Here is a 24,689-nt window from a genome sequence, read left to right on the forward strand (position 1 = left end):
AGGGTACGGCACACGCGCGCGGGCGGGTCAGCGGCGTTCCTGCCGCTGTTTGCACTCCACGCACAGTGTGGCCCGCGGGAAGGCCTGCATGCGGGCCTTCCCGATGGGCTTCCCGCAGTTCTCGCAGAGCCCGTAGGTGCCCGCGTCGAGGCGCTCCAGCGCGCGCTCGGTCTGGTCCAGCATCTCGCGGGCGTTCGCCGCCAGGGCCAGTTCGTGCTCCCGGGTGATGTTCTTGGTGCCGGTGTCGGCCTGGTCGTCGCCCGCGCCGTCGCCCGAATCGCGCATCAGGCCGCTGATCGCCTCCTGGGAGTGCGCGATCTCCGCGCGGAGCCGCAGCACCTCGCTCTGGAGCTCCGTACGGGCCTCGTTCACCTCCGCGGGCGACCAGGGCTCCTCCCCCGGCCGCACGGCCAGCTCACCGGGCCCCGCGGGCCCCGTCCGGGCCCCCGGCACCTTCCCGTCCATGGTCTTCTTCGCAGCCACCGTCCTGGCTCCCGTCTTCTCAGGGGGCACCGCCTTCTGGGCCGGTGCGGCTTGTTCGGCCTCGACGGCCGGTTCCGCTGCCGCGGGGGTCCCGGCGAGGGATTCCCGCGTGCGGGCGTCTTTCCGAGCGGCCTCGCCGGGGGCGGCCTTGCGGGTGGCCCGCTCGGCCGGCGCGGCGGACGCCTTCGCGGCGTTCTCCGCGTCAGCCGGGCCCGCGCGCTTCGCGGTGGCCTTTTTGGCCGGGACCGCCTTCTCGGCGGCGGGTGCGGCCTTGCGGCCGGTGGTCTTGGCGGCCGCGCCCTTGGCGGAGGCCTTCACGGCGGCGGGTGCCGCGGCGGCCTTCGCATCAGCCGAGCCCGCGCGCTTCGCGGCCGCCTTCTTGGCCGGGACCGCCTTCTCGGCGGCGGGTGCGGCCTTACGGCCGGTGGTCTTGGCGGCCGCGCCCTTGGCGGAGGCCTTCACGGCGGCGGCCTTGCCGGGGGCCTTCGCGGCGGCGGGCGCGACCTTGCGGCCGGCAGTTTTGGCAGCCGCCCCGCCGGCGGCAGTCTTCGCGGCGGCGGACTTGCCGGTGGCCTTCTTGGCTGCGGGCGCCGCGGACGCCTTGGCGGCGGACTTCGCGTCGGCCGATGCCGAGCCCGCGCGCTTCGCGGCCGCCTTCTTGGCCGGCGGCGCCGTCTTCTCGGCGGCAGCCTTGCCTGCCGGCGCCCCGGCAGGCGTAGTCCCGGCGTGGCCGGTGGCCTTTTTGGCCGGGGCCTTCACGGCGGCGGCCTTGCCGGTGGCCTTTTGGGCGGCGGGTGCGACCTTACGGCCGGTGGTCTTGGCGGCCGCGCCCTTGGCGGAGGCCTTGCTGGAGGCCTTCGCGGCGGCGGCCTTGCTGGTAACGGCCTTGCCGGCCGACGCCTTGGTAGAGGCGGCCTTCCCGGTGGCGGCCGCTGTCTTCTTGGCAGCGCCCCTGCCCGCCGACGCCCCGGCGGGCGCCGCCCCGGCCTTCCCGGACGCGGACTTCCCGGTAGCGGCCCTCGCGCCGGCCGCCTTCTTGGTCGCGGCAGCCTTCCCGGCCGGCGCAGCCGTCTTCGCCGCGGGAGCGGTCCCGGCGGACGCGGTCTTCTTGGCGGGGGCCGCCTTCCCCGCGGTGCCCGTGCCGGAACCGGCACCCGCGGCCCGGGCCGCGGTCCCCGCGGTAGCGGACCCCGCGGACCCCGCTCTCTTCGCCACCATGACCGCGGCCCCTTCACATTTTATGATCTTGCGCGCGAATCGTGCCGGAACGATAAAACTCCACCGGGCACGCGGCAACGGGGCACGCCGGTCTCCTCGGTTGTGCCCCGCCCCCGGCCCTGTAATCGGACCGCAGCCGTCCCCCGCCCGGCCCCGGCCGAAACCGGTGGGCCGCGTCCGGTCCCGCCCCGTACACTGGGCGCAGCGAAAGGCGTGGATGGGACGAGTAGCGCCGCACGCAGCCATGAGCGATCCGGGGACGGTGCGAGCCCGGAGGTGTGCGCGGGGTGAAGATCAGCCCGGAGCCGCCGGAAGAACGCCCCGAGGGTCGCCCCAGGGGGTCAGTAGAGCCGGCGTCGCGACCCTAATGAGGGGGCCGGGGGCCAGCGGGCCCGCGGCCAAGGAGGGTGGTACCGCGGGAGCGCGCAGGCGCGTCTCGTCCCTCCGACAGGACAGCGCACCAACCGTCCCGCCGGAGGAAGCCGATGACGCAGTACCACCAGGTACCCGCTCAGGTCGACCTGCCCGCCCTGGAGCACGCCGTGCTCGAGTTCTGGCGCGAGCAGAAGATCTTCGCCCGTACGCTCGATCAGTCCGAGGGCCGCCCCGAGTGGGTGTTCTACGAGGGCCCGCCCACCGCCAACGGCATGCCGGGCGCGCACCACATCGAGGCCCGCGTCTTCAAGGACGTCTTCCCCCGCTTCCGCACGATGCAGGGCTACCACGTCGGCCGCAAGGCCGGCTGGGACTGCCACGGCCTGCCGGTCGAGCTCGCGGTGGAGAAGGAGCTGGGCTTCTCCGGCAAGCAGGACATCGAGGCGTACGGCATCGCGGCCTTCAACGACAAGTGCCGCGAGTCCGTCACCCGCCACACCGACGCCTTCGCCGAGCTCACCACCCGCATGGGCTACTGGGTCGACCTGGACGACGCGTACCGCACGATGGACCCGGAGTACGTCCAGTCCGTGTGGTGGTCGCTCAAGGAGATCTTCAACAAGGGCCTCCTCGTCCAGGACCACCGCGTGGCCCCCTGGTGCCCCCGCTGCGGCACCGGCCTGTCGGACCACGAGCTGGCCCAGGGCTACGAGACGGTCGTCGACCCGTCCGTCTTCGTCCGCTTCCCGCTGACCTCCGGCCCGCTCGCGGGCGAGGCCGCGCTGCTGGTGTGGACGACCACCCCGTGGACGCTGGTGTCCAACACCGCGGCCGCCGCCCACCCCGATGTCACCTACGTCGTCGCCACCGACGGCACCGAGAAGCTCGTCGTCGCCGAGCCGCTGCTGGAGAAGGCCCTCGGCGAGGGCTGGACGGCCACCGGCCAGTCCTTCACCGGCCGCGAGATGGAGCGCTGGGCCTACCGCCGCCCGTTCGACCTGGTCGAGCTGGAGGGCGCGAACTTCGTCGTCAACGCCGAGTACGTGACGACCGAGGACGGCACGGGTCTGGTCCACCAGGCGCCCGCCTTCGGTGAGGACGACCTCAAGACCTGCCGCGCCTACGGCCTGCCGGTCGTCAACCCGGTCCGCCCCGACGGCACCTTCGAGGAGGGCCTCGCCCTCGTCGGCGGCCAGTTCTTCAAGAAGGCCGACGAGAAGCTCGTCGCGGACCTCTCCGAGCGCGGCCTGCTCTTCAAGCACATCGCCTACGAGCACAGCTACCCGCACTGCTGGCGCTGCCACACCGCGCTCCTCTACTACGCCCAGCCGTCCTGGTACATCCGCACCACGGCGATCAAGGACCGGCTGCTGGAGGAGAACGAGAAGACCAACTGGTTCCCCGAGTCGGTCAAGCACGGCCGCTTCGGCGACTGGCTGAACAACAACATCGACTGGGCCCTCTCCCGCAACCGCTACTGGGGCACCCCGCTGCCCATCTGGCGCTGCGAGGACGACCACCTCACCTGCGTCGGCTCGCTGACCGAGCTCTCCGAGCTCACCGGCAGCGACCAGAGCGGCCTGGACCCCCACCGCCCCTACATCGACGACGTCACCTTCACCTGCACCGCCGAGGGCTGCTCCCACACCGCCGTGCGCGTGCCGGAGGTCATCGACGCCTGGTACGACTCGGGCTCGATGCCGTTCGCGCAGTGGGGCTACCCGTACAAGAACAAGGAGCTCTTCGAGCAGCGCTACCCGGCGCAGTTCATCTCCGAGGCCATCGACCAGACCCGCGGCTGGTTCTACACCCTGATGGCCGTCGGCACCCTCGTCTTCGACAAGTCGTCGTACGAGAACGTCGTCTGCCTGGGCCACATCCTCGCCGAGGACGGCCGGAAGATGTCCAAGCACCTGGGCAACATCCTCCAGCCGATCCCGCTGATGGACCAGCACGGCGCCGACGCCGTCCGCTGGTTCATGGCCGCCGGCGGCTCCCCGTGGGCCGCGCGCCGCGTGGGCCACGGCACCATCCAGGAGGTCGTCCGCAAGACGCTCCTCACCTACTGGAACACGGTCGCCTTCCAGGCCCTCTACGCCCGCACCACCGGCTGGGCGCCCAGCGCCGCGGACCCGGCTCCGGCCGACCGCCCGCTGCTGGACCGCTGGCTGCTCGGCGAGCTCAATGCCCTCGTCGGCCAGGTCACCGAGGCCATGGAGGCCTACGACACCCAGCGCGCCGGCAAGCTGCTGTCCTCCTTCGTCGACGACCTGTCCAACTGGTACGTGCGCCGCTCGCGCCGCCGGTTCTGGCAGGGCGACGCGGCCGCGCTGCGCACCCTCCACGAGGTCGTCGAGACCGTGACCCGCCTGATGGCCCCGCTCGTGCCGTTCATCACCGAGCGCGTCTGGCAGGACCTGGTCGTCCCCGTCGACCCGCAGGCCCCGGAGTCGGTCCACCTGGCCACGTGGCCGGTGGCGGACGCCGCCCTCGTCGACCCGAAGCTGTCGCAGCAGATGCTGCTCGTGCGGCGCCTGGTCGAGCTCGGCCGCGCCACGCGCGCCGAGTCCGGCGTCAAGACCCGCCAGCCGCTCTCCCGCGCGCTGGTGGCCTCGGCCGGCTTCGAGGAGCTGGGCGCCGAGCTGCGCGCCCAGATCACCGAGGAGCTCAACGTCTCCTCCCTCGCCTCTCTCTCGGAGGTGGGGGGTTCCCTAGTCGACACCACCGCCAAGGCCAACTTCCGTGCCCTGGGCAAGCGGTTCGGCAAGGGCGTCCAGGCGGTCGCCAAGGCCGTCGCCGCGGCCGACGCCGCGGCGCTGTCCCTGGCCCTGCGCGAGGGCACGGCCTCGGTCGAGGTGGACGGCGAGCAGGTCGCCCTCTCCCCGGACGAGGTCATCATCACCGAAACGCCCCGCGAGGGCTGGTCGGTGGCCTCGGACTCGGGCGCCACGGTCGCGCTCGACCTGGAGATCACCCCGGAGCTGCGCATCGCGGGTCTCGCCCGTGACGCGGTCCGGCTCATCCAGGAGGCCCGGAAGAACAGCGGCCTCGACGTCGCCGACCGGATCGCCCTGCGCTGGCAGTCGGCGGACGAGGAAGTCCGTACCGCTCTCGCGGAGCACGCCTCCCTGATTGCGGACGAGGTCCTCGCCACGGACTTCGCCGAGGGCGAGGCCGACGGCTCCTACGGTGAGCCTTTCACCGACGAGGCCCTTTCGCTGACGTTCCGTCTCCGCAAGGCCTAGGCCGGGAGCGGGACCAAGGCCTGATAAAACCGACCATTGCCGGGCGAGGGATTCCCTCGCCCGGCAATTGTCATATGTCGTATTGCCCGACGGGCGAAACGCGCTGATATGCGGCACACAAAAGGGCCGGGCCCCTGGGAAATCCCAGGGGCCCGGCCCTTTAAGACTGCCGACCGACCGACTGCCGACTAGCGGCCGGGCAGGCGCCTCAGTTGTCGTCCTCGTCGATGAGGAAGCCCCGCATCGGGGACGGCGCCTGCTGCATCGGCTGCTGGCCCTGCGGCCGCACCGGTGCCATCGGCTGGGTCATCGCCGGGGACATCTGCTGCTGACCGCCGTAGGACGGGGCACCCATGGAGGAGTTGCCGCCCATCGAGCTGTTGCCACCCATGGAAGGGTTGCCGCCCATGCTGTGGCCGCCCATGCCCGCACCTGCCGGAGCCATCGACCCGCTCATCGAGGGGGCCGCCGGCAGCGACGGGGTGTTGGGGTTGCGGGGCGGGGCCAGCGAGTCGTCCGCCTGGTTCTCCAGCTGGCGCAGCTGGCTCTCCAGGTAGGACTTCAGACGCGTGCGGTACTCGCGCTCGAAGCCGCGCAGGTCCTCGACCTTGCGCTCCAGCGTGGCGCGGGCGGACTCCAGGGAGCCCATCGCGACGCGGTGCTTCTCCTGCGCGTCCCGCTCCAGGGCGTCGGCCTTGGCGCGGGCGTCCCGCTCCAGGCCCTCGGCGCGGCTGCGCGCCTCGCCGACGATCTTGTTGGCCTCGGAACGGGCCTCCGCGATCGCCTGGTCGGCGGTCTGCTGGGCGAGCGAGAGCACACGGGCAGCGCTGTCGCCGCCCGGGCCCTGACCCGGCTGCGGCAGCTGCGGGCCGCCCATGGGGCCGTTCTGCCCCATGGGGTTCTGACCCATAGGACCGTTCTGCCCCATTCCGTTCTGACCCATCGGACCGTTCTGACCCATGGGACCGCCCATGGGGCCGCCCATCGGGCCGTTCTGCCCCATCGGACCGGGACCGTTCTGCCCCATCGGACCGGGACCGTTCTGCCCCATCGGACCGGGACCGTGCGGACCCTGGGGACCGTGGCCGTGACCGCTCGGGCCGGCCGGAAGCTGCGGGGCACCGCCCGGCAGCTGCGGCGGGCCGCCCATCGGCTGCTGCTGCGGCACCGGCTGCGGTCCCGATATGGCGGCGGGCACCGGGGCCCCGCCGGGTCGCTGGTCCTGCTGCTCGGGCTTGCGCATGCCCTGCTGCTGGTTCTGCGCGGCGGCACGCGTGGCGGCGGCCAGCTTGGCGCGCAGGTCCTCGTTCTCGCGGAGCAGACGGGTCAGTTCGGCCTCGACCTCGTCCAGGAAGGCATCGACCTCGTCCTCGTCATAGCCTTCTCGGAGACGGACGGTCGTGAACTGCTTGTTCCGCACGTCCTCGGGGGTCAACGGCATCTCTTCTTCACCTCAACGTAGTCGTCGGCAATCGGCAAGACCGTATCGTTCACACCTGCTCCACGACGCGGATCAGGATGAAGACGATAATCATCAATACGAAGAAGGACAGGTCGAGCGCCACGCCCCCGAGACGCAGCGGCGGAATGAACCGCCGCAGAAGCTTGAGTGGCGGATCGGTGACAGTGTAGGTGGCCTCAAGGATGACCACCATCGCCTTACCGGGTTGCCATGAGCGAGCGAACTGGAAGACGTAATCCATCACCAGTCGGAAGATCAGTACAAACAGGAAGCAATACAGCGCGATGTAGATCACCTGTAGTGCGATGCTCATCTCGCGCTTCCCTCTCCCCTTGTTGCTCGTACCCGGCCTGTTCGGCCGTCATTCTCCCGGCGTCGCCAGGTATTGCGTCTCAGCTCTGATTGAAGAACCCACCCTCTGCGATGCGGGCCTTGTCCTCCGCCGTGACATCGACGTTAGCAGGAGACAGCAGGAACACCTTCTGCGTCACCCGCTCGATGCTGCCGTGGAGACCGAAGACGAGGCCGGCGGCGAAGTCGACAAGTCGCTTCGCATCCGTGTCGTCCATCTCCGTCAGATTCATGATCACCGGGGTGCCCTCGCGGAAGTGTTCCCCGATGGTACGGGCTTCGTTGTAGGTCCGGGGGTGCAATGTCGTGATGCGGTAGGGCTCCCGCTCGGACACAACCTTGGGCATGATCACCGGTGCGTTCTTCTCCAGAGAGTGGCGTTCGGGTGTGATGGACGCCACGGGGGCGATTCGGGCGGGTCGTCCCGTTTCCGCTGTGAGCGGAGCGGGTTCGCGCTGTGCAGGCGGCTGGGCGACTCGAACCGGTTCGTCCGATTGCGTCTGTTGTGCGAGGTGTTGCTGCTGATGCTGCTGCCTGCGTCGGTCGGGCTCCGGCTCGGGTTCGAACTCGTCGTCGGGGTCGAACCCCGGGCCGTCGTACCCATCGTCCTCCACGAGGCCGAGGTAGACCGCCATCTTGCGCATCGCGCCGGCCATTCTCTGCGTCCTCCGCTCTGTGGTGGATCGGCTCCGTCAGCGGCGCCTTGGATCCACGCGGTCTGCCCGCCTTTTAGCGGGAATGACCATATTTTTTGCTGTGGTCCGACTTCTTGGCGACGTTACCCGAGCCTGGGTCGGACTCCGAGTACCGCCGATCCGACACGTACATGTGTCGCCCCGGCGGCCACCGCGTCATCCAGATCCGCGCTCATCCCTGCTGACACCATGTTCGCAGCAGGATGGGCCGCGCGCAGGCCCGTTGAGATTTCCATGAGCCGGTCGAAGGCCGCCCGCGGCCGCCCGGCATATGGTCCGACGAGCGGAGCCACCGTCATCAGGCCCGCGGGGCGGACCCCTTCGGCCGCGGCGAGGGCACCGGCGAGTTCTGTCACACCATCAGGAGCGACTCCACCCCTTTCGCCCCTTTCACCCGACTCCACGTCAAGTGCCACCTGAATCAGGCAGTCCAGGGTCCGGCCGGCCTTCACGGCCGCGGCCGACAGCGCGGTGACGAGCCGCGCCCGGTCGACCGAATGCACAAAGTCGGCATAACTCGCCACGGAACGAACCTTGTTCGTCTGCAATTGCCCGACGAAGTGCCAGGTGAGCGGCAGGTCCGCGCACTCGGCCGCCTTCGGTGCGGCCTCCTGGTCCTTGTTCTCCGCGACGTGCCGCACCCCGAGTCCGGCGAGCAGCCGCACGTCGGAGGCGGGGTAGGTCTTGGTGACCACGATCAGGGTCACGTCCTCGCGCGGGCGGCCCGCCGCGGCGCAAGCCCTGGAGATACGTTCCTCCACGCGCGCCAGATTGTCAGCGAGTTCCGTTCTGCGGTCCGTCACAGCTCTCAGTCCAACCAGACATAGCTAGCAAGTCGCCCCGTTGTGCGCTCGCGCCGGTACGAGAAGTGATCGGCCGACTCCAGCGTGCAGATGTGAGATTGTCCGCTCATCATCACGCCGAGCCGGGCGAGTTGGGCCCGGACTCCCGCGGCCACGTCCACGGCGGGGGTGCCCTGCCGGGTGGTGGCCCAGGCCTCGGGCACGACCGCGGCGACCTCGGCCCGCATCTGCTCCGGCACCTCGTAGCACTCGCCGCAGACCGCGGGGCCGGTGCGGGCGAGGATCCGGGCGGGGACCGCGCCGAGGGTGATCATCCTCTCGACGGTCGCGGGAACCACCCCGGCGACCAGTCCCGGGCGGCCGGCGTGGGCCGCGCCCACGACCCCGGCGACGGGGTCGGCCAGCAGCACCGGGGTGCAGTCGGCGGTCAGGACCGCGAGGGCCAGACCCCGGCGGGCCGTCACCACTCCGTCGACCGCGGGGATCTCGGCTGTCCGCCACGGACCGTCGACCACGGCCACGTCCCGGCCGTGCACCTGGTTCATCCAGACGACGTCCGCGGGGGCGAGGCCGAGCGAGGCCGCCGCGCGCTCCCGGTTGGCCCGGACGGCGGCGGGGTCGTCACCGACCGCGCCGCCCAGGTTGAGCTCGTCAAACGGAGCGGCGCTCACCCCGCCCCACCTGTTGGTGAAGGCGAAGTGCGCGCCGCTCGCATGCTGTTCAGACGACACAGTTCCCGATGTCACTGCGTGCTGTTGTCCTATGCCGCTCACTCGCTCGTTTCCTACTTGAGGAAGTCCGGAACGTCCAGTTCCTCGGCGGTCGAGTCCTGGTACGGGCGGGCCGGCGGAACGTGCGGGGAGACCGGCGGCTGCGGGGGGAGCTCATTGACCGGCGCCGGCTCGGGGGCGGGCTCCTCGGTGCGCGGGGTGACGTTGCCGAGGCCGCCGAAGGACGGGCGGACCGGCTCGGCCGGGGTCGCGGGGCGGGGAGCCGCCGCGGCCGGGGTCTCCTCGCGGCCGGAGCCGTAGGAGGAGCCGAGCACCTTGTCGCGGCTGCCCTTGGCCGGCGGCTGGCCGCCGTCGAAGCCGGCGGCGATGACGGTGACCCGGACCTCGTCACCCAGGGCGTCGTCGATGACGGCACCGAAGATGATGTTGGCCTCGGGGTGGGCGGCCTCGCTGACCAGCTGGGCGGCCTCGTTGATCTCGAAGAGACCGAGGTCGGAGCCGCCGGAGATGGAGAGCAGGACGCCGCGGGCGCCGTCGATGGACGCCTCCAGCAGCGGCGAGGAGATCGCCATCTCGGCCGCGGCCACCGCGCGGTCGTCGCCGCGCGCCGAGCCGATGCCCATGAGCGCCGAGCCCGCCTCGGACATCACGGACTTGACGTCCGCGAAGTCGAGGTTGATCAGGCCCGGGGTGGTGATCAGGTCGGTGATGCCCTGCACGCCCGACAGCAGCACCTGGTCCGCGGACTTGAACGCGTCGAGCACGCTCACCTGACGGTCCGAGATGGACAGCAGCCGGTCGTTCGGGATCACGATGAGGGTGTCGACCTCGTCGCGCAGACCCGCGATGCCGTCCTCCGCCTGGTTCGCGCGGCGGCGGCCCTCGAAGGTGAACGGCCGGGTGACCACACCGATCGTCAGGGCGCCCAGCGAACGGGCGATGTTGGCGACGACGGGGGCGCCGCCGGTGCCGGTGCCGCCGCCCTCGCCCGCGGTCACGAAGACCATGTCGGCCCCCTTGAGGACCTCCTCGATCTCCTCGCGGTGGTCCTCGGCGGCCTTGCGGCCGACATCGGGGTTGGCGCCGGCGCCGAGGCCGCGGGTGAGCTCACGGCCGACATCGAGCTTGACGTCGGCGTCGCTCATCAGCAGGGCCTGTGCATCGGTGTTGATCGCGATGAACTCGACGCCCTTGAGACCGACCTCGATCATCCGGTTGATGGCGTTCACGCCACCGCCGCCGATGCCGACGACCTTGATGACTGCGAGGTAGTTCTGCGGTGCTGCCACGTCGAAGGCCTCTCGCCTCGAGTTACGTATGCCTGGGGGGCGGTTCAGTGCCGACCCGAACCCTCAACGTGAAGTTTAGGGTTACCTGTGCCGCTGTTCGCTGGGGTTCTCCGAACAGGACAGTAAGTCGACAAGCCGCGCGCGTTCAACGAACACGCCGAACCTCCCGTTTTTCTTTTCACCCTATGTGATCACCCATAGCCGTAGCCAGTCAGGGTGCTGCCCGGCCACCCCGGCCGTCAACTCCCCGACGCCGCGGGAGCGCTGGGGGCGCTCACATCGAAGTGATCCGCGCCCCGCGCGGCCTTCAGCAGAGCCGTCAGCGCGCGCGCCTTCGCTTCACCCCGCTCGCCGCTCCCCCAGACGACCGTCCGATCGCCCGTCAGCTCCAGCGTGATCGAGTCGTACGAGCGTACGCGGATAGCCCGGGTGTCCGCACGGACGTCCGCGGGCAGGGCCTCGGCGACCCGGACGCCCTCGCGCTCCAGGCGCTCGGGGCCGAACCGGCCCAGGCTGGCCTCGGCGGTCGCCGAGGGCTCCACGGTCAGCCTGGGGACGCCCCGCGGAGCTTGATCGACTGTGGCGAACCGCACGCCCGAACCGTCGATTTCGATGAATTTTCCGCGCTTCGCGGAGTCCGAAGCGTCCTGGACGATCGCTTTCGGTTGCCGCTCGACCACTTTCAGGCCGACCGCATGCGGCCAGGAGCGCTCGACACTGACCGATTCGATCCGCGGCAGGGCGGCGCGCAGCCGCTCCCCGATGGCGTCGGTGTCCACGGAGACGAGCGGGCCGCCGAGCTTCACGTCGGCGGCGGCCCTCACCTCATCGGGCGTCAGCACCCGGGTGCCGGACACGTCCACCCGGGTGGCGCGCAGCCAGGTGGAGCCGTAGAGCGCCCATCCGGCGGCGCCTCCGGCGAGCACGGCCGCCACCGCCCAGAGGACCAGCCGGCGGCCGCGCGGCAGTCCGGAGCGGAGGCCGGGGCGGCGCGGGCCGCGCCCCGGGGGCTTCTTCCCGGCCGGCTTCCCAGCCGGCCGGGAAGGGCCGGTCCTGCCACCGGAACCAGGCCGCACCGACTTCTTGCTCTTCGCGCCACCGCGCCGGGCGGTCGTCGGTCCGGCCACTGTCCAGCCTCCTGCTCCGGGCCCTCAGCCCGCTCTCTTGGCGGCGATCGCCTCGTACACCATGCCGACGAGCAGGTCGTCGGCGTCCCGGCGGCCGAACTCGGCGGCGGCGCGGGACATCTCGTACAGCCGGTGCTGGTCGGCGAGGACCGGCAGCACGTGCTGCTGCACCCATTCGGGCGTCAGCTCGGCGTCGTCCACCAGCAGTCCGCCGCCGGCCTTGACCACCGGCTGGGCGTTCAGCCGCTGTTCGCCGTTGCCGATGGGCAGCGGGACGTAGGCGGCGGGCAGCCCGACGGCGGACAGCTCGGCGACGGTCATCGCGCCCGCGCGGCAGAGCATCATGTCGGCCGCGGCGTACGCGAGGTCCATCCGGTCCACGTACGGTACCGGGATGTAGGGCGGCATTCCGGGCATGTTGTCCACGTGCGGCAGGTCGTTCTTCGGGCCGACCGCGTGCAGGATCTGGATGCCGGCCCGCTGGAGGAACGGGACGACGGCCTGGATGACCTCGTTGAGCCTGCGGGCGCCCTGCGAGCCGCCGGAGACCAGCAGCGTGGGCAGGTTCTGGTCGAGCCCGAAGTACGCGCGCGCCTCCGGCCGGGCGGCGGCCCGGTCCAGGGTGGCGATGGTGCGGCGCAGCGGGATGCCCACGTAGCGGGCGTTGCGCAGCTTGCTGTCCGGGGTGGACACCGCGACCCCGGCGGCGTAGCGCGAGCCGATCTTGTTGGCGAGGCCGGGCCGGGCGTTGGCCTCGTGCACGATGATCGGCACGCCCAGCCGCTTGGCGGCCAGGTAGCCGGGCAGGGCCACGTAGCCGCCGAAGCCGACCACGCAGTCCGCCTTGGTGCGCTCCAGGATCTGCTCGGCCGCCTTGATCGTGCCGCGCAGCCGCCCGGGGACGGTGATCAGCTCGGGTGTGGGCTTGCGGGGCAGCGGTACGGCGGGGATGAGGCCGAGCTCATAGCCCCGCTCGGGCACGAGCCGGGTCTCCAGGCCCCGCTCCGTGCCGAGCGCCGTGATCCCCACGGTCGGGTCCTGCCTGCGCAGGGCGTCCGCGAGGGCGAGCGCGGGCTCGATGTGGCCGGCGGTCCCCCCACCGGCGAGTACGACATGCACCGAAATTCACCGCTCTCCGGACGGTCGCTTCTTGACGCGCCGTCTCATCGTCTTCCATCTCACCCCAGGCTGCCGCATGGCCAGCGCCGCCCGCGCACCGGGTTCGTCGCGCGCGAAGGCGATCAGCAGCCCGATGGCGAACATGGTCGGCAGCAGGGCGGACCCTCCGTAGGAGAACAGCGGCAGGGGGACACCGGCGATCGGCAGCAGGCCGAGCACCGCACCGATGTTGACCACGGCCTGGGCCGTGATCCAGGTGGTCACACCTCCCGCGGCGTACCTCACGAAGGGGTCCTCCGTGCGTCCGGCCACGCGGATACCCGCATAGCCTAGAGCCGCGAAGAGGGCGAGCACCGACAGCGTCCCCGCCAGGCCCAGCTCCTCGCCGGTGATGGCGAAGATGAAGTCCGTGTGAGGTTCGGGGAGTTCGCCCCATTTCTCCACACTCGCTCCTAGTCCGGCGCCGAACCATCCGCCGTTGGCCAGGGCGTAGATTCCGTGCACGGCCTGCCAGCACTGGTCGTGGTCGCCGGGATCGGTGGCCCCGATGCACGCCAGCCGGGACATCCGGTTGGCGCTGGTCTTGATGAACAGGACGGCCAGCACGGCGGTGACGCCGAAGACCCCGGCGAACAGCCGGGTGGGCGCCCCGGCCACCCACAGCAGCCCGAGCAGCACCGTGGTGAGCACCACGGTGGTTCCCATGTCGCCGCCCAGCATGATCAGGCCGAGCAGCACGAAGGTGACGGGCACCAGCGGCACCAGCAGGTGTTTCCACTGGGTGAGCAGCTTCTTGGACTGTTTGCGTGCCAGCAGGTCAGCGCCCCAGAGCACCAGGGCGAGCTTGGCGAACTCGCTGGGCTGGAGCTGGAAGGGGCCGCCGAGGGAGATCCAGTTGGTGTTGCCGTTGATGGTCTGGCCGATGCCGGGCACCTGCACCAGGCAGAGCAGGAAGAGCGATCCGGCGAGCGCGGGGTAGGCGAAGACCCGCAGCAGCCGTACGGGCATGCGCGCGGCCACCAGCAGCATCACGGTGCCGATCGCGGCCGCCAGCAGCTGCTTGCGGAAGAAGTACGTGGGCGGCAGGCCGTTCTGCAGGGCCTTGATCTGGGAGGCCGAGTAGACCATGACCAGGCCGAGCACGGTGATCAGCAGGGAGCCGCCCATCACCAGGTAGTAGGCGGTCAGGGGGCGGTCCCAGGCCCGCTTGGCGCGCCTGTGGAGCTGCCTGAGGCCCCCCAGCAGGCTGCCGCGGGCCGGGCCGGGCCGCCGGGGCCCGCCGCGCCCCGCGCCGCCTCCACGGGCCCCTGCGGGGCGCGGGCGGGCCGTCCGGGCGGGCCCGGAGCGCGCGACGGGGCCGCGCAGGGCCGTCCAGGGGCCGGAGCGCCCCAGGGTGTCGTCCGCGTGCATCCGGGTGTCCCCTTCGCTCTTCTCCGGCGGCGGGCGGCCGCACCGCCGGGAACCGGCCGGAGAGACCTTCTCGGATCCGAGAAGGTCTCCGGCTGCCGCACGGGGCCGTGCCGCTAAGCGCCCGCGCCGCCGCCGGGCTCCTGGCCGGCCAGGTCCCGCACCGCCTCGGCGAAGGCCTCGCCGCGCTTGTTGTAGTCCGTGAACATGTCCATCGAGGCGCAGGCCGGGGCCATGAGCACGGTGTCCCCCGGCCCGGCGAGCCGGGCGGCTTCGCGCACGGCCGCGGCCATCGCCCCAGTGTCGGTCCGGTCGAGGTCGACGACCGGGACATCCGGGGCGTGTCGCGCCAGCGCTTCCGCGATCAGGGCGCGGTCGGCCCCGATGAGGACGACGCCGCGCAGCCGCTTGGCGGCCTTGGTGACGAGGGTGTCGAAGGTGGCGCCCTTGGCGAGGCCGCCGGCGATCCACACGATCGACTCGTAGGCCGCGAGAGAGGCCTCGGCGGCGTGGGTGTTGGTGGCCTTGGAGTCGTCCACGTACGCGACACCGGCCACGTCCGCGACGTGGGCGATGCGGTGGGCGTCCGGGCGGAAGGCGCGCAGGCCGTCGCGGACGGCCGCGGGATCCACGCCGAAGGCGCGGGCCAGGGCCGCGGCCGCGAGGGCGTTGGCGACGTTGTGCGGGGCCGCGGGCTTGACGTCGGCGACCTCGGCGAGCTCCTGGGCGGTCGTCCGCCGGTCCTCGACGAAGGCGCGGTCCACGAGGATGCCCTCGACGACGCCGAGCATGGACGGGCCGGGGGCGCCGAGCGTGAAGCCGATGGCGCGGCAGCCCTCCTCGACGTCGGCCTGCCGGACCAGGTGCTCGGTGGCGGGGTCGGCGGCGTTGTAGACGCAGGCGACCTGGTTGCCCTCGTAGATCCGGCCCTTGTCGGCGGCGTACGCCTTCATGGAGCCGTGCCAGTCGAGGTGGTCCGGGGCGAGGTTGAGCACGGCCCCGGAGTGGGCGCGGACGGAGGGCGCCCAGTGCAGCTGGTAGCTGGAGAGCTCGACGGCCAGGACGTCGTACTCCTCCTCGCCCAGCACCACGTCGATGATCGGCGTGCCGATGTTGCCGACGGCGCGCGTGCGCAGGCCGGCGGCCTTGAGGATCGAGGCCAGCATCTGGACCGTGGTGGTCTTGCCGTTGGTGCCGGTGACGGCGAGCCAGGCGGCCGGCTTGCGGCCGCTCTCGCCGCGCAGGCGCCAGGCGATCTCGACGTCGCCCACGACGTCCACGCCGGCCGCCTCGGCCGCCGCGAACAGCGGGCTCGAAGGCTTCCAGCCCGGGGAGGTGACGACGAGCTCCGTGCCCTCGGGCAGGGTCTCGGCGTCGCCGAGGCGGACGGTGATCCCCTCGGCTTCGAGGCCCGCGGCGCGCTCGCGCAGCTGCGGGCTGTCGCCGCCGTCGACGACCGTCACCCGGGCGCCGAGGCCGGCCAGGGCGCGGGCGGCGCTGATGCCGCTCACGCCGAGGCCGGCGACGGTGATGTTCTTGCCGCTCCAGGCGGAGCCGGAGGGGTCGGAGAGGCCGGAGAGGGGGGTCACTTGATGGCCAGCCATCCCGCGTAGAAGATTCCGAGGCCGATGGCCACGCACAGACCCTGGATGATCCAGAACCGGACCACCACGAGGACCTCGCTCCACCCCTTGAGCTCGAAGTGGTGCTGGAGCGGGGCCATCCTGAAGACGCGCTTCCCGGTCATCCGGAAGGAGCCGACCTGGATCACGACGGACATGGTGATCAGGACGAAGAGGCCGCCGAGGAGGGCGATCAGCAGCTCGGTGCGCGAGCAGATGGCGAGGCCCGCCAGCGCGCCGCCGAGGGCGAGCGAGCCGGTGTCGCCCATGAAGATCTTGGCGGGCGAGGTGTTCCACCACAGGAAGCCGAAGCACGAGCCCATCAGGGCCGAGGCGACGACCGCCAGGTCGAGCGGATCGCGCACTTCGTAACAGGCGGCGCCGGCGGTCAGCGGGTTGCCGCAGGACTGCCCGTGCTGCCACGTGCCGATGAAGACGTACGCGCCGAAGACCATCACGGAGGCGCCGGTGGCCAGGCCGTCGAGGCCGTCGGTGAGGTTCACGCCGTTCGACATCGCGAGGATCATGAACAGCGCCCACACCACGAAGATGACCGGGCCGACGGACCAGCCGAAGTCCTGGGTGAAGGAGAGCCGGGTGGAGGCCGGGGTCTGGCCGCGGGTGTCCGCGAACTGGAGCGCGAGGACGGCGAAGGCGATGCCGACGATCAGCTGTCCGGCCATCTTCGCCTTGGCCCGCAGGCCCAGGCTCCGCTGCTTGACGATCTTGATGTAGTCGTCGAGGAAGCCGACGAGGCCCATGCCCGCCGTCAGGAACAGCACCAGCAGACCCGAGAAGGTCGGCTCGTGGCTGGTGATCACCTTCGTCAGGGCGTAGGCGATCAGGGTGGCCAGGATGAAGGCGATGCCACCCATGGTGGGCGTGCCCTTCTTCCCGGCGTGGCCGCGCGGACCGTCGTCGCGGATGAACTGGCCGTAGCCCTTGCGGGCGAGGAACTTGATCAGCAGCGGGGTGCCGATGAGGGTCAGGAAGAGACCGATGACACCCGCGAAGAGGATCTGGTTCATCAGCCGGCGACCTCGCCGTCGACGGCGAGCAGCTGCTCGGCCACCCACTCCAGCCCCACCGACCGGGACGCCTTCACCAGCACGACGTCACCCGGGCGCAACTCGCTGCGCAACAGGTCGACCGCCGCCTGCGCGTCGGACACGTGCACCGACTCCTCACCCCACGAACCCTCGTTATAGGCGCCCATCTGCAGCCAGGCCGCTTCCCTGCCCCCGACTGCCACGAGCTTGCCGACATTGAGCCGGACGGCGAGCCGCCCGACCGCGTCGTGCTCGGCGAGCGACTCGTCACCGAGCTCGGCCATCCGGCCGAGCACCGCCCACGTGCGGGCCCCCTTCGCCGAAGCGGCTGCGCCCATGGCGGCCAGCGCGCGCAGCGCGGCTCGCATGGATTCGGGGTTCGCGTTGTAGGCGTCGTTGACGATCGTCACGCCGTCCGCACGCTCGGTGACCTCCATGCGCCAGCGGGAGAGCTGGCCCGCCCCGGAGAGCGCGGACGCGATCTCTTCTGCGGGCATGCCCAGCTCATGGGCGACGGCGGCCGCGGCGAGCGCGTTCGACACGTGGTGCTCACCGTACAGCCGCATGGTCACGTCGGCGCACCCGGTGGGTGTGTGGAGCGTGAAGGCGGGCCGGCCGTCGGCGGTCAGCCGGACGTCCTCGGCGCGCACATGGGCGTCGGGGGCCTCGCCGAACAGGAGGATGCGGGCCTTCGTACGGGCCGTCATGGCGCGTACGAGCGGGTCGTCGGCGTTGAGCACGGCGACGCCGCCCTCTTCCGCCGCGGGCAGCGCCTCGACGAGCTCGCCCTTGGCCACGGCGATCTTCTCGCGGCCGCCGAACTCGCCGACGTGGGCGGTGCCGACGTTGAGGACGACGCCGATGCGCGGCGGGGTGAGCTCGGCCAGGTAGCGGATGTGGCCGATGCCGCGGGCGCCCATCTCCAGGATCAGGTGCCGGGTCTCCTCGGTGGCGCGGAGCGCCGTGAGCGGCAGGCCGATCTCGTTGTTGAGCGAGCCGGGAGGCCAGACCGTGGCGCCCAGGTGCTCCAGCAGCTGGGCGGTCAGGTCCTTGGTGCTGGTCTTGCCGGCGGAGCCGGTGATGCCGACGACGGTGGTGCCCAGCCGTTCGACGACGGCGCGGGCCAGGGCGCCGAGCGCCCGCTCGACGTCGGCGACCACGATCGCGGGGACGCCGACGGGGCGGGCGGCCAGCACGGCCGTCGCGCCCGCCTCGACGGCGCGCTCGGCGTAGTCGTGGCCGTCGACGTGCTCCCCGGCGAAGGCGACGAAGAGGCTGCCGGGCTGCGTCGCCCGGGAGTCGATGACGACGGGACCGGTGACCCGGGCGTCCGGGTCCGGTATGTCGTGCTGCTGCCCGCCGACGATGGCGGCGATCTCGGCGAGGGACAGAGCGATCACTGAGATTTACCTCCGGCCGTTCGGGAGAGCTTCCGGGGGGAGGGTGGTGCGCACATGGCGGTCTGTCATCCCTGGTCGTTCCGGTGCGTGGTCAACGAGCGCTGCTGCGCGGCTTCGATGGCCTCGCGCAGCACCTGGCGGTCGTCGAAGGGGCGGACGACGCCGTTGATGTCCTGGCCCTGCTCGTGGCCCTTACCGAGGACCAGGACGATGTCGGAGGCGTCGGCGCGGGCGACCGCGGCGGCGATGGCGTCGGCGCGGTCCTCCAGCAGCAGGACGGTGCCGCGCTCGTGGACGGGCACCTCGGCGGCGCCTTGCAGCATCGTGGCGAGGATCGCGAGCGGGTCCTCGGAGCGGGGGTTGTCGGAGGTCAGCACGGCGGTGTCGGCGAGCCGGGCGAGGGCCGCGCCCATCGGGGCGCGCTTGGTGGTGTCGCGGTCGCCGCCGCAGCCGAGGACGGCGTGGATGCGGCCCTCGCAGACCTTGCGCAGCGCGCGGAGAACCGATTCGACGGCATCCGTCTTGTGGGCGTAGTCCACGACGGCGAGGTAGGGCTGGCCGGCGTCCACGCGCTCCAGGCGGCCGGGCACGCCGGGGACGGCTCCGACGCCGTCGGCGGCGGTCTGCGGGTCGATCCCGGCGGCCACGAGGGCGACGACGGCCGCGAGGGCGTTGGCGACGTTGAACGGGCCGGCGAGGGGCGCCTTGGCCCGGACCCGCTCGCCGCTCGGGCCGAGGATCGTGAAGACCGAGTCGAAGGGGCCGATCTCGACGTCCGCGGCGCGCCAGTCGGCGTCGGGGTGGCCCTCGGCGGAGAACGTGGTGACGGGCACCTCGGACTCGCCGGCGGCGAGCCGGCGGCCGTACTCGTCGTCGAGGTTGACGACGCCGGCGCGGCTGCGGGCCTTGGTGAAGAGCTCCGCCTTGGCCTGGAAGTAGTCCTCCATGCCGGAGTGGAACTCCATGTGCTCCGGGCTGAGGTTGTTGAAGACCGCGACGTCGAAGACGCAGCCGTCGACGCGGCCGAGCCGCAGGGCGTGGCTGGAGACCTCCATGGCGACCGAGCCGACGCCGCGCTCGTGCATGACGGCGAAGAGCGCTTGCAGGTCGGTGGCCTCGGGGGTGGTGCGCTCGGACTTGAGCCGCTCGTCGCCGATCCGCGACTCGACGGTGCCGATCAGGCCCGTCTTCGCGCCGGCCGCCCGCAGGCCGCCCTCGATGAGGTACGCCGTGGTGGTCTTGCCGGAGGTGCCCGTGATGCCGATCTGGAGCAGCTGCTCGCCGGGCCGGCCGTAGATCGTGGCGGCCAGCTCGCCCATGACGGCGCGCGGGTCGGCCACGGTCAGCACGGGCAGGCCCGTGGCGGCGGCGCGCTCTTCGCCCGCGGCGTCGGTCAGCACGGCGACGGCGCCGAGGCCCGCGGCCTGGGCGGCGAAGTCGGCGCCGTGGAAGCGCGCGCCGGGCAGGGCGGCGTAGACGTCGCCCGGCCGCACGGCGCGCGAGTCGTGGGTGATGCCGGTGACGGCGGCCCCGGGGCCCTGCGGAGCGGAGATGCCCAGCTGACCGGCCAGCTCCGCGAGGGGCGCGGGGCGGACGTGGGAGGGGCGGGGCGCACCCGGCGTCGCGGCGGGGGCGCCCTGGGGGCTGGGGTGGGACTGATCAGCGTGTGGCACGGCGGTGAGCGTACCGGGCGCACCCGCCCCGTCGCGAAGCGAGGGGCGTCCCGCGTCGCGGTTCCCGGGATCGGGAGTGATGGTCGTCACGGCCGGTCCCGGCTCACTCGTCGTCGTAGCTCACCGGCAGCCGGGGCGGCTGGGTGCCGGACGGGGGGACTTGCAGGGTCTTCAGGGCGAACTCCATCACCTGCTTGTAGACGGGGCCGCAGATCTGGCCGCCGAAGTAACTGCCCTTGGTGGGGTTCTGGATGGCGCAGTAGACGGTGAGGCGCGGCTGGTCGGCGGGGGCGAAACCGGCGAAGGAGGCGGTGTAGCCGTGGTAGCGGCCGGTGCGCGGGTCCACCCGGTTGGACGTGCCGGTCTTCCCCGCGACGCGGTAGCCGGGGATCTTGGCCTTGGTGCCGGTGCCCTCGCGGTCGTCGACGACGGACTCCAGCATCGTGGCGAGCTCCCGGGCGGTGCGGTCGCTGATGACGCGGGTGCGCTCGGGGACGGGGGCGGGGGTGAAGCGGCCGTCGGGGCCCTTGGTGCCGCGCACGAGGGTGGGCCGGATGCGCTCGCCGCCGTTGGCGATCGTGGAGTACACGGAGGCGGCCTGGACGGCGTTGAGCGAGAGTCCCTGGCCGAAGGGGATGGTGTACTGCCGGGAGCCCTGCCACTGGGCCGGCGGGGCGAGGATGCCGGGCGTCTCGCCCGGGAAGCCCAGGCCGGTGGGCTCGCCGATGCCGAACTTCCGCAGGTACGAGTGGAGGACCTGGTTGGCCCGGCCCTGGTCCTTGCCGAGCTGCTCGGCGGCGAGGATCGTGCCGATGTTGCTGGACTTGGCGAGCACGCCGTTGAGCGTCAGGTGCCAGGTGGGGTGGTCGACGTCGTCGGCGAAGGAGCGGTCGGCGCGCGGCAGCCGGTTGGGCACCTCGACGTGGGTCCCGGGCGTGGCCGCGCCCTCTTCCAGGACCGCGGCCATGGTCATGACCTTGCTGACGCTGCCGGGCTCGTAGGCGTCCTGGAGGGCGGCGTTGCCGAGGGCGTCGCTGTCGGCGTGCGCGAGGTCGTTGGGGTCGTAGCCGGGGGCGTTGGCCATGGCGAGGATCTCGCCGGTGCGGTTGTCCTGGACGACGACGTAGCCGCGGTCGGCGGCGGACTCCTGCACCTGCTGGGCGATGGCGTTCTGGGCGGCCCACTGGATGTCCCGGTCGATGGTCAGCTCGATGTCGGAGCCGGGCACGGCGGGCTGTTCCTTGACGTCGCCGGTGGGCACCTGGCGGCCGCCGGACTGGGCGTAGACGAGCTTGCCGTCCTGGCCCGCCAGGACGCGGTCGAACTGGGCCTCGATGCCGCCGCCCCCGCGGCCCTCCGCGTTCACGAAGCCCAGTATCCCGGCCGCGAGGCCGCCGTTGGGGTAGACGCGCTTGCTGTGCGGTTCTCTGTTGACCCCGGCGAGGACGTCGGCGCCCTCCTTGCGCTGTGCGCGGGCGGCGGCCGCCTTCTTGAGCTCCTTGATCCTGTTCCAGACCTTGGGGGGCTGCCGGCGGGCGAGGACGACGTACTTGGACTTGGGGTTGGCGGTGAGCTTCTGCTCCAGGACGGCGGGGCGCTCGCCGAGCACGGGGGCGAGCAGGGCCGCGGCCCGGCGCGCCGCGCCCGCGGTCTTGATGCGCTCGGGGGTCAGCAGGTCGGGCGCGGCGGTGATGTCGTACGCGTCGACGGTGGTGGCGAGGTCGACCCCTGAGCGGTCGGTGACGGTGCCCCGCTCGGCGGCCAGAGTGACCGGAATGTACCGGTTGACGTTGGCGCGGGCCGCGTAGGCACTCGCGTCGAAGGCCTGCACCTGGAGCAGCCGGACGGTGAAGACGAGCAGGACGAGCGTGAGGCCGAAGCCGACCATGCGCAGCCGCGGCCGGGGGCTGCCGAGCCGCAGGGGCCGGTCGGCGGCGGCCTTCAGCCGCGCGGGGCGGGCCGGGGGGCGGGCCGGCTCGGGGACGCGGCGGCGGGCCGGACCGGGCTGCCTGGGGGGCCGGGCCCCGGGGTTCTGCGGCACAGCGTCACCTGCCGGAGGTCGGGGTGGTCGGCACTGCCTGGGGAGCGGGCACGAGGGCCGGCGCGGGGGCCGGCGGCGGTACGGGGCGGGCGGGCGCACCGGCAGGGGGCGGTACGGGGGCGGCGGCCGGCGCGCGCACGGGTGCCGGGCGGGGCGCGGGCAGGAGGGCGGGCCGCGGACCGGGGCCGGCGGGGGCGGGCACGTGGTAGGCCACCGTGCCGTCGCCGGCCGGGGACGGCTGGCCGCGGACCGTGCCGTCAGGGCTGAGGAAGGCGGGGTTGCCGCCGGGGACCATGCCGAGCTCGCGGGCGCGGCGCTCCAGGGCGTCGGGGGCGGCGAGCTGGTCGACCTCCTGCTGGAGGGCCTGCTGCTCGTCGGTGAGCTCGGTGGTCTTGCGCTGGAGGCGGGAGAGTTCGAAGGAGCCCTGGTTGAGGGCGGAGTTGAGCAGGAGCAGGGAGATCAGGCCGGAGCCGAGCAGCACCACCACGAGGAGGACGAAGGGGGTGCGCCTGGCTCCGACGGGACCCACCAGGCGGCCCAGCCGGGTGCCCCGGCGGGCTGCCGGGCTCACCGGATGTCCTCGCGGATGCGTTCGGCGCCGCGCAGCCGCGCGGGGGCGGCCCGCCGGTTCTCGGCGACCTCTTCCTCGGTGGGCAGTTCGGCGCCGCGGGTGAGCAGCTTCAGGCGGGGCTGGTAGCGCTCGGGGACGACGGGCAGGCCGGGCGGCGCGGTGGTGGCGGCGCCGGCGGCGAACACCTGCTTGACGATGCGGTCCTCCAGGGACTGGTAGGACAGCACGGCGATGCGGCCGCCGACGGCGAGGGCCGCGACGGCGGCGGGGATGGCCGCCTCGACGCTCGCGAGCTCGGCGTTGACCTCGATGCGCAGGGCCTGGAACGTGCGCTTGGCGGGGTTGCCGCCGTGCCGCTTGGCGGCCTGGGGCAGGGCCTCGCGGATGACGTCCACGAGCCGGGCGCTGTTGGTGAACGGCTCCTTGGCGCGCTCGCGGACGACGGCCTCGACGATCCGGCGGGCCTGCTTCTCCTCGCCGTAGGCGCGCAGGATGCGCACGAGGTCGCCGGGGGCGTACGTGTTGAGGACCTCGGCCGCGCTGATGCCGGTCGTCTGGTCCATGCGCATGTCCAGCGGGGCGTCCTGCGCGTAGGCGAAGCCGCGGTCGGCCTCGTCCAGTTGCATGGAGGAGACGCCGAGGTCGAAGAGGACTCCCTGGACCTTCGGGATGCCGAGCCGCCCCAGCACCTCGGGCAGCTCGTGGTAGACGGCCCGCACGAGCGTGGCGCGCTCTCCGTACGGCTTGAGTCGCTCGCCGGCGAGCGCCAGGGCGGTGGGGTCGCGGTCGAGCGCGACGAGCCGGGCCTCGGGGAAGGTCTTGAGCAGCGCTTCGCTGTGCCCGCCGGCGCCCAGGGTGCAGTCGACGACGACGGCGCCGGGCTCGGTGAGAGCGGGAGCGAGCATGTCCAGGCAGCGCTGGAGCATGACGGGGACGTGTCGCGCGTTGCTGCTCATGCGCCCTTCTGAGTTCGGGGTGCCCGGGCGCGCGGGCGTCCGTATCCCCGGGTCCCCACCCGCTCCAAGGGGAAGCGGCCTGCCCGGCACCGGGGAAGGGGCGCCGGGCGACCGGGGAGCGGGAGGAGGCCGAGGGGTGCGTCCGCGTCGCGCACGTGCGGGTTTTCGGTGTCCAGGGGGAGCGTCAGGCCTCCCACTTCGCGCCACTTTAGTCCACTCGTCCCCCCGGTCAACCAACCGGCCAGCGCGTCCCGGCCCGGGCGCGGCGCGGCCGTCCGGCGCTCGTGATGTTGGCGGGAACGGCACCGTTCACCCGGACGGCAGGGGGGCCGCCACCCGTGTGGCTTACCTCACAGGCAAGGTTATGGGCAGGATTTTGTGGTCTCCGTAACGGGCTTGGGGCCGCGGTGCCGACTACCGTCGTTCATATGTCGATACCCGCGTCCCAGCCGGCGCCCCAGAGCCCCGAGAGCACCCGGCAGTCCACGGTCACGGACCGCCTGGTTCAGGCCAACGCCGAGTACGCCTCCCACTTCACCGACCCGGGCATGGACGCGCGTCCCGTCCTCAAGGTCGCCGTCGTCGCCTGCATGGACGCCAGGCTCGACCTGCACGCGGCGCTGGGCCTGGAGCTCGGCGACTGCCACACCATCCGCAACGCGGGCGGCGTCGTCACCGACGACATCATCCGCTCGCTGACCATCAGCCAGCGCGCGCTCGGCACCCGCTCCGTGGTCCTCATCCACCACACGGGCTGCGGCCTGCTCACCCTGACCGAGGACTTCCGCCACGAGATCGAGGCCGAGGTCGGGCAGCGCCCGGCGTGGGCGGTGGAGGCCTTCAAGGACTTGGAGCAGGATGTCCGGCAGTCCATGCAGCGCGTCCGGACCTCGCCGTTCCTGCCCCACACCGACGACGTCCGGGGTTTCATCTTCGATGTGACGACCGGCCTGCTGCGGGAGATCGACCCGCAGCACTGATTGTCCACAGGCGGTGACGCGGCGCCGCGCGGGCGGCCAGAATGCGGAGTGGACGCCGCCCCCGTGTGACGCGCGGGGCGCGGTGTCCGTAT

19 protein-coding genes are annotated in these 24,689 nt (G+C 72.4%); 2 read left to right on the forward strand and 17 right to left on the reverse strand.

Translation table 11 applies throughout. The features are described 5' to 3' along the window. Positions 1–27: 27 nt before the first annotated feature. Positions 28–1,701, reverse strand: a complete 1,674-nt coding sequence (locus PS271_RS06130) for a TraR/DksA family transcriptional regulator (RefSeq protein WP_398380768.1) — start codon at positions 1,699–1,701, stop codon at positions 28–30. A gap of 485 nt (positions 1,702–2,186) precedes the next feature. Here PS271_RS06130 and ileS point away from each other — a divergent pair, with 485 nt between their 5' ends. Next, positions 2,187–5,321, forward strand: coding sequence for an isoleucine--tRNA ligase (gene ileS, locus PS271_RS06135; RefSeq protein WP_398380770.1), 3,135 nt, complete (start codon positions 2,187–2,189; stop codon positions 5,319–5,321). A gap of 208 nt (positions 5,322–5,529) precedes the next feature. On the opposite strand, the gene PS271_RS06140 is transcribed toward ileS, so the two are convergent. The 16 genes from PS271_RS06140 to rsmH all read right to left on the reverse strand — a co-directional run bounded on the left by PS271_RS06140 (position 5,530) and on the right by rsmH (position 23,617). Then, positions 5,530–6,762 carry a DivIVA domain-containing protein gene (locus PS271_RS06140; RefSeq protein WP_398380772.1) on the reverse strand — a complete coding sequence of 411 codons (1,233 nt, stop codon included), beginning with the start codon at positions 6,760–6,762 and terminating at the stop codon, positions 5,530–5,532. Positions 6,763–6,811: 49 nt separating this feature from the next. Then, a complete protein-coding gene (locus PS271_RS06145) occupies positions 6,812–7,096 on the reverse strand; it encodes a YggT family protein (protein ID WP_030364712.1) in 285 nt (94 codons plus the stop codon). A 79-nt stretch (positions 7,097–7,175) separates the two neighbouring features. Then, the gene (locus tag PS271_RS06150) at positions 7,176–7,790 is read right to left on the reverse strand and encodes a cell division protein SepF (protein WP_030364711.1); all 615 of its coding nucleotides are present in this window, start codon (positions 7,788–7,790) and stop codon (positions 7,176–7,178) included. 122 nt (positions 7,791–7,912) lie between these two features. Beyond that, positions 7,913–8,632: a YggS family pyridoxal phosphate-dependent enzyme gene (locus PS271_RS06155; RefSeq protein WP_398380775.1), complete on the reverse strand. Its 720-nt coding sequence runs from the start codon at positions 8,630–8,632 to the stop codon at positions 7,913–7,915. 5 nt (positions 8,633–8,637) lie between these two features. Continuing rightward, a complete protein-coding gene (gene pgeF / locus PS271_RS06160) occupies positions 8,638–9,363 on the reverse strand; it encodes a peptidoglycan editing factor PgeF (RefSeq protein ID WP_398380777.1) in 726 nt (241 codons plus the stop codon). A 53-nt stretch (positions 9,364–9,416) separates the two neighbouring features. Then, positions 9,417–10,652, reverse strand: coding sequence for a cell division protein FtsZ (gene ftsZ / locus PS271_RS06165; RefSeq protein WP_398380779.1), 1,236 nt, complete (start codon positions 10,650–10,652; stop codon positions 9,417–9,419). A gap of 239 nt (positions 10,653–10,891) precedes the next feature. Continuing rightward, positions 10,892–11,779, reverse strand: a complete 888-nt coding sequence (locus PS271_RS06170; RefSeq protein ID WP_398380781.1) for a cell division protein FtsQ/DivIB — start codon at positions 11,777–11,779, stop codon at positions 10,892–10,894. A 24-nt stretch (positions 11,780–11,803) separates the two neighbouring features. Beyond that, positions 11,804–12,898, reverse strand: a complete 1,095-nt coding sequence (murG, locus tag PS271_RS06175) for an undecaprenyldiphospho-muramoylpentapeptide beta-N-acetylglucosaminyltransferase (RefSeq protein WP_120754225.1) — start codon at positions 12,896–12,898, stop codon at positions 11,804–11,806. A 6-nt stretch (positions 12,899–12,904) separates the two neighbouring features. Continuing rightward, positions 12,905–14,308 (reverse strand): putative lipid II flippase FtsW, encoded by a 1,404-nt coding sequence (ftsW, locus tag PS271_RS06180; RefSeq protein WP_398380784.1) that lies wholly within the window; start codon positions 14,306–14,308, stop codon positions 12,905–12,907. Positions 14,309–14,421: 113 nt separating this feature from the next. Beyond that, positions 14,422–15,909, reverse strand: coding sequence for a UDP-N-acetylmuramoyl-L-alanine--D-glutamate ligase (murD, locus tag PS271_RS06185; protein ID WP_398380786.1), 1,488 nt, complete (start codon positions 15,907–15,909; stop codon positions 14,422–14,424). Next, a complete protein-coding gene (mraY, locus tag PS271_RS06190; RefSeq protein WP_030364703.1) occupies positions 15,891–16,955 on the reverse strand; it encodes a phospho-N-acetylmuramoyl-pentapeptide-transferase in 1,065 nt (354 codons plus the stop codon). Before mraY ends, murD begins: the two co-directional genes overlap by 19 nt. Then, entirely contained in the window at positions 16,955–18,376 is a 1,422-nt protein-coding gene (locus tag PS271_RS06195; RefSeq protein WP_398380789.1) for a UDP-N-acetylmuramoyl-tripeptide--D-alanyl-D-alanine ligase, read from the reverse strand. Before PS271_RS06195 ends, mraY begins: the two co-directional genes overlap by 1 nt. 65 nt (positions 18,377–18,441) lie before the next feature. After that, positions 18,442–20,139: a UDP-N-acetylmuramoyl-L-alanyl-D-glutamate--2,6-diaminopimelate ligase gene (locus tag PS271_RS06200; RefSeq protein WP_398380791.1), complete on the reverse strand. Its 1,698-nt coding sequence runs from the start codon at positions 20,137–20,139 to the stop codon at positions 18,442–18,444. Positions 20,140–20,152: 13 nt separating this feature from the next. Then, positions 20,153–22,090, reverse strand: coding sequence for a peptidoglycan D,D-transpeptidase FtsI family protein (locus tag PS271_RS06205; RefSeq protein WP_398380793.1), 1,938 nt, complete (start codon positions 22,088–22,090; stop codon positions 20,153–20,155). Positions 22,091–22,094: 4 nt separating this feature from the next. After that, on the reverse strand, positions 22,095–22,661 hold the full coding sequence (gene ftsL, locus PS271_RS06210; protein WP_398380795.1) for a cell division protein FtsL: 567 nt from the start codon (positions 22,659–22,661) through the stop codon (positions 22,095–22,097). Continuing rightward, positions 22,658–23,617, reverse strand: coding sequence for a 16S rRNA (cytosine(1402)-N(4))-methyltransferase RsmH (gene rsmH / locus PS271_RS06215; protein ID WP_398380796.1), 960 nt, complete (start codon positions 23,615–23,617; stop codon positions 22,658–22,660). Before rsmH ends, ftsL begins: the two co-directional genes overlap by 4 nt. Before the next feature lie 428 nt (positions 23,618–24,045). Between rsmH and PS271_RS06220 the strand changes: the two genes are divergently transcribed. Further along, positions 24,046–24,597, forward strand: coding sequence for a beta-class carbonic anhydrase (locus tag PS271_RS06220; RefSeq protein ID WP_398380797.1), 552 nt, complete (start codon positions 24,046–24,048; stop codon positions 24,595–24,597). Positions 24,598–24,689: the final 92 nt, after the last annotated feature.

Source organism: Streptomyces sp. SCA2-17, from assembly GCF_044336695.1.

Bases quoted from the DNA above. Each gene is read 5' to 3' on its own strand.
- mraY (WP_030364703.1), bottom strand. From the start codon at position 16,955: ATGAACCAGATCCTCTTCGCGGGTGTCATCGGTCTCTTCCTGACCCTC.
- PS271_RS06220 (WP_398380797.1), top strand. From the start codon at position 24,046: ATGTCGATACCCGCGTCCCAGCCGGCGCCCCAGAGCCCCGAGAGCACC.
- PS271_RS06130 (WP_398380768.1), bottom strand. From the start codon at position 1,701: ATGGTGGCGAAGAGAGCGGGGTCCGCGGGGTCCGCTACCGCGGGGACC.
- ftsW (WP_398380784.1), bottom strand. From the start codon at position 14,308: ATGCACGCGGACGACACCCTGGGGCGCTCCGGCCCCTGGACGGCCCTG.
- PS271_RS06145 (WP_030364712.1), bottom strand. From the start codon at position 7,096: ATGAGCATCGCACTACAGGTGATCTACATCGCGCTGTATTGCTTCCTG.
- murD (WP_398380786.1), bottom strand. From the start codon at position 15,909: ATGGCTGGCCATCAAGTGACCCCCCTCTCCGGCCTCTCCGACCCCTCC.
- rsmH (WP_398380796.1), bottom strand. From the start codon at position 23,617: ATGAGCAGCAACGCGCGACACGTCCCCGTCATGCTCCAGCGCTGCCTG.
- PS271_RS06140 (WP_398380772.1), bottom strand. From the start codon at position 6,762: ATGCCGTTGACCCCCGAGGACGTGCGGAACAAGCAGTTCACGACCGTC.
- ileS (WP_398380770.1), top strand. From the start codon at position 2,187: ATGACGCAGTACCACCAGGTACCCGCTCAGGTCGACCTGCCCGCCCTG.
- PS271_RS06150 (WP_030364711.1), bottom strand. From the start codon at position 7,790: ATGGCCGGCGCGATGCGCAAGATGGCGGTCTACCTCGGCCTCGTGGAG.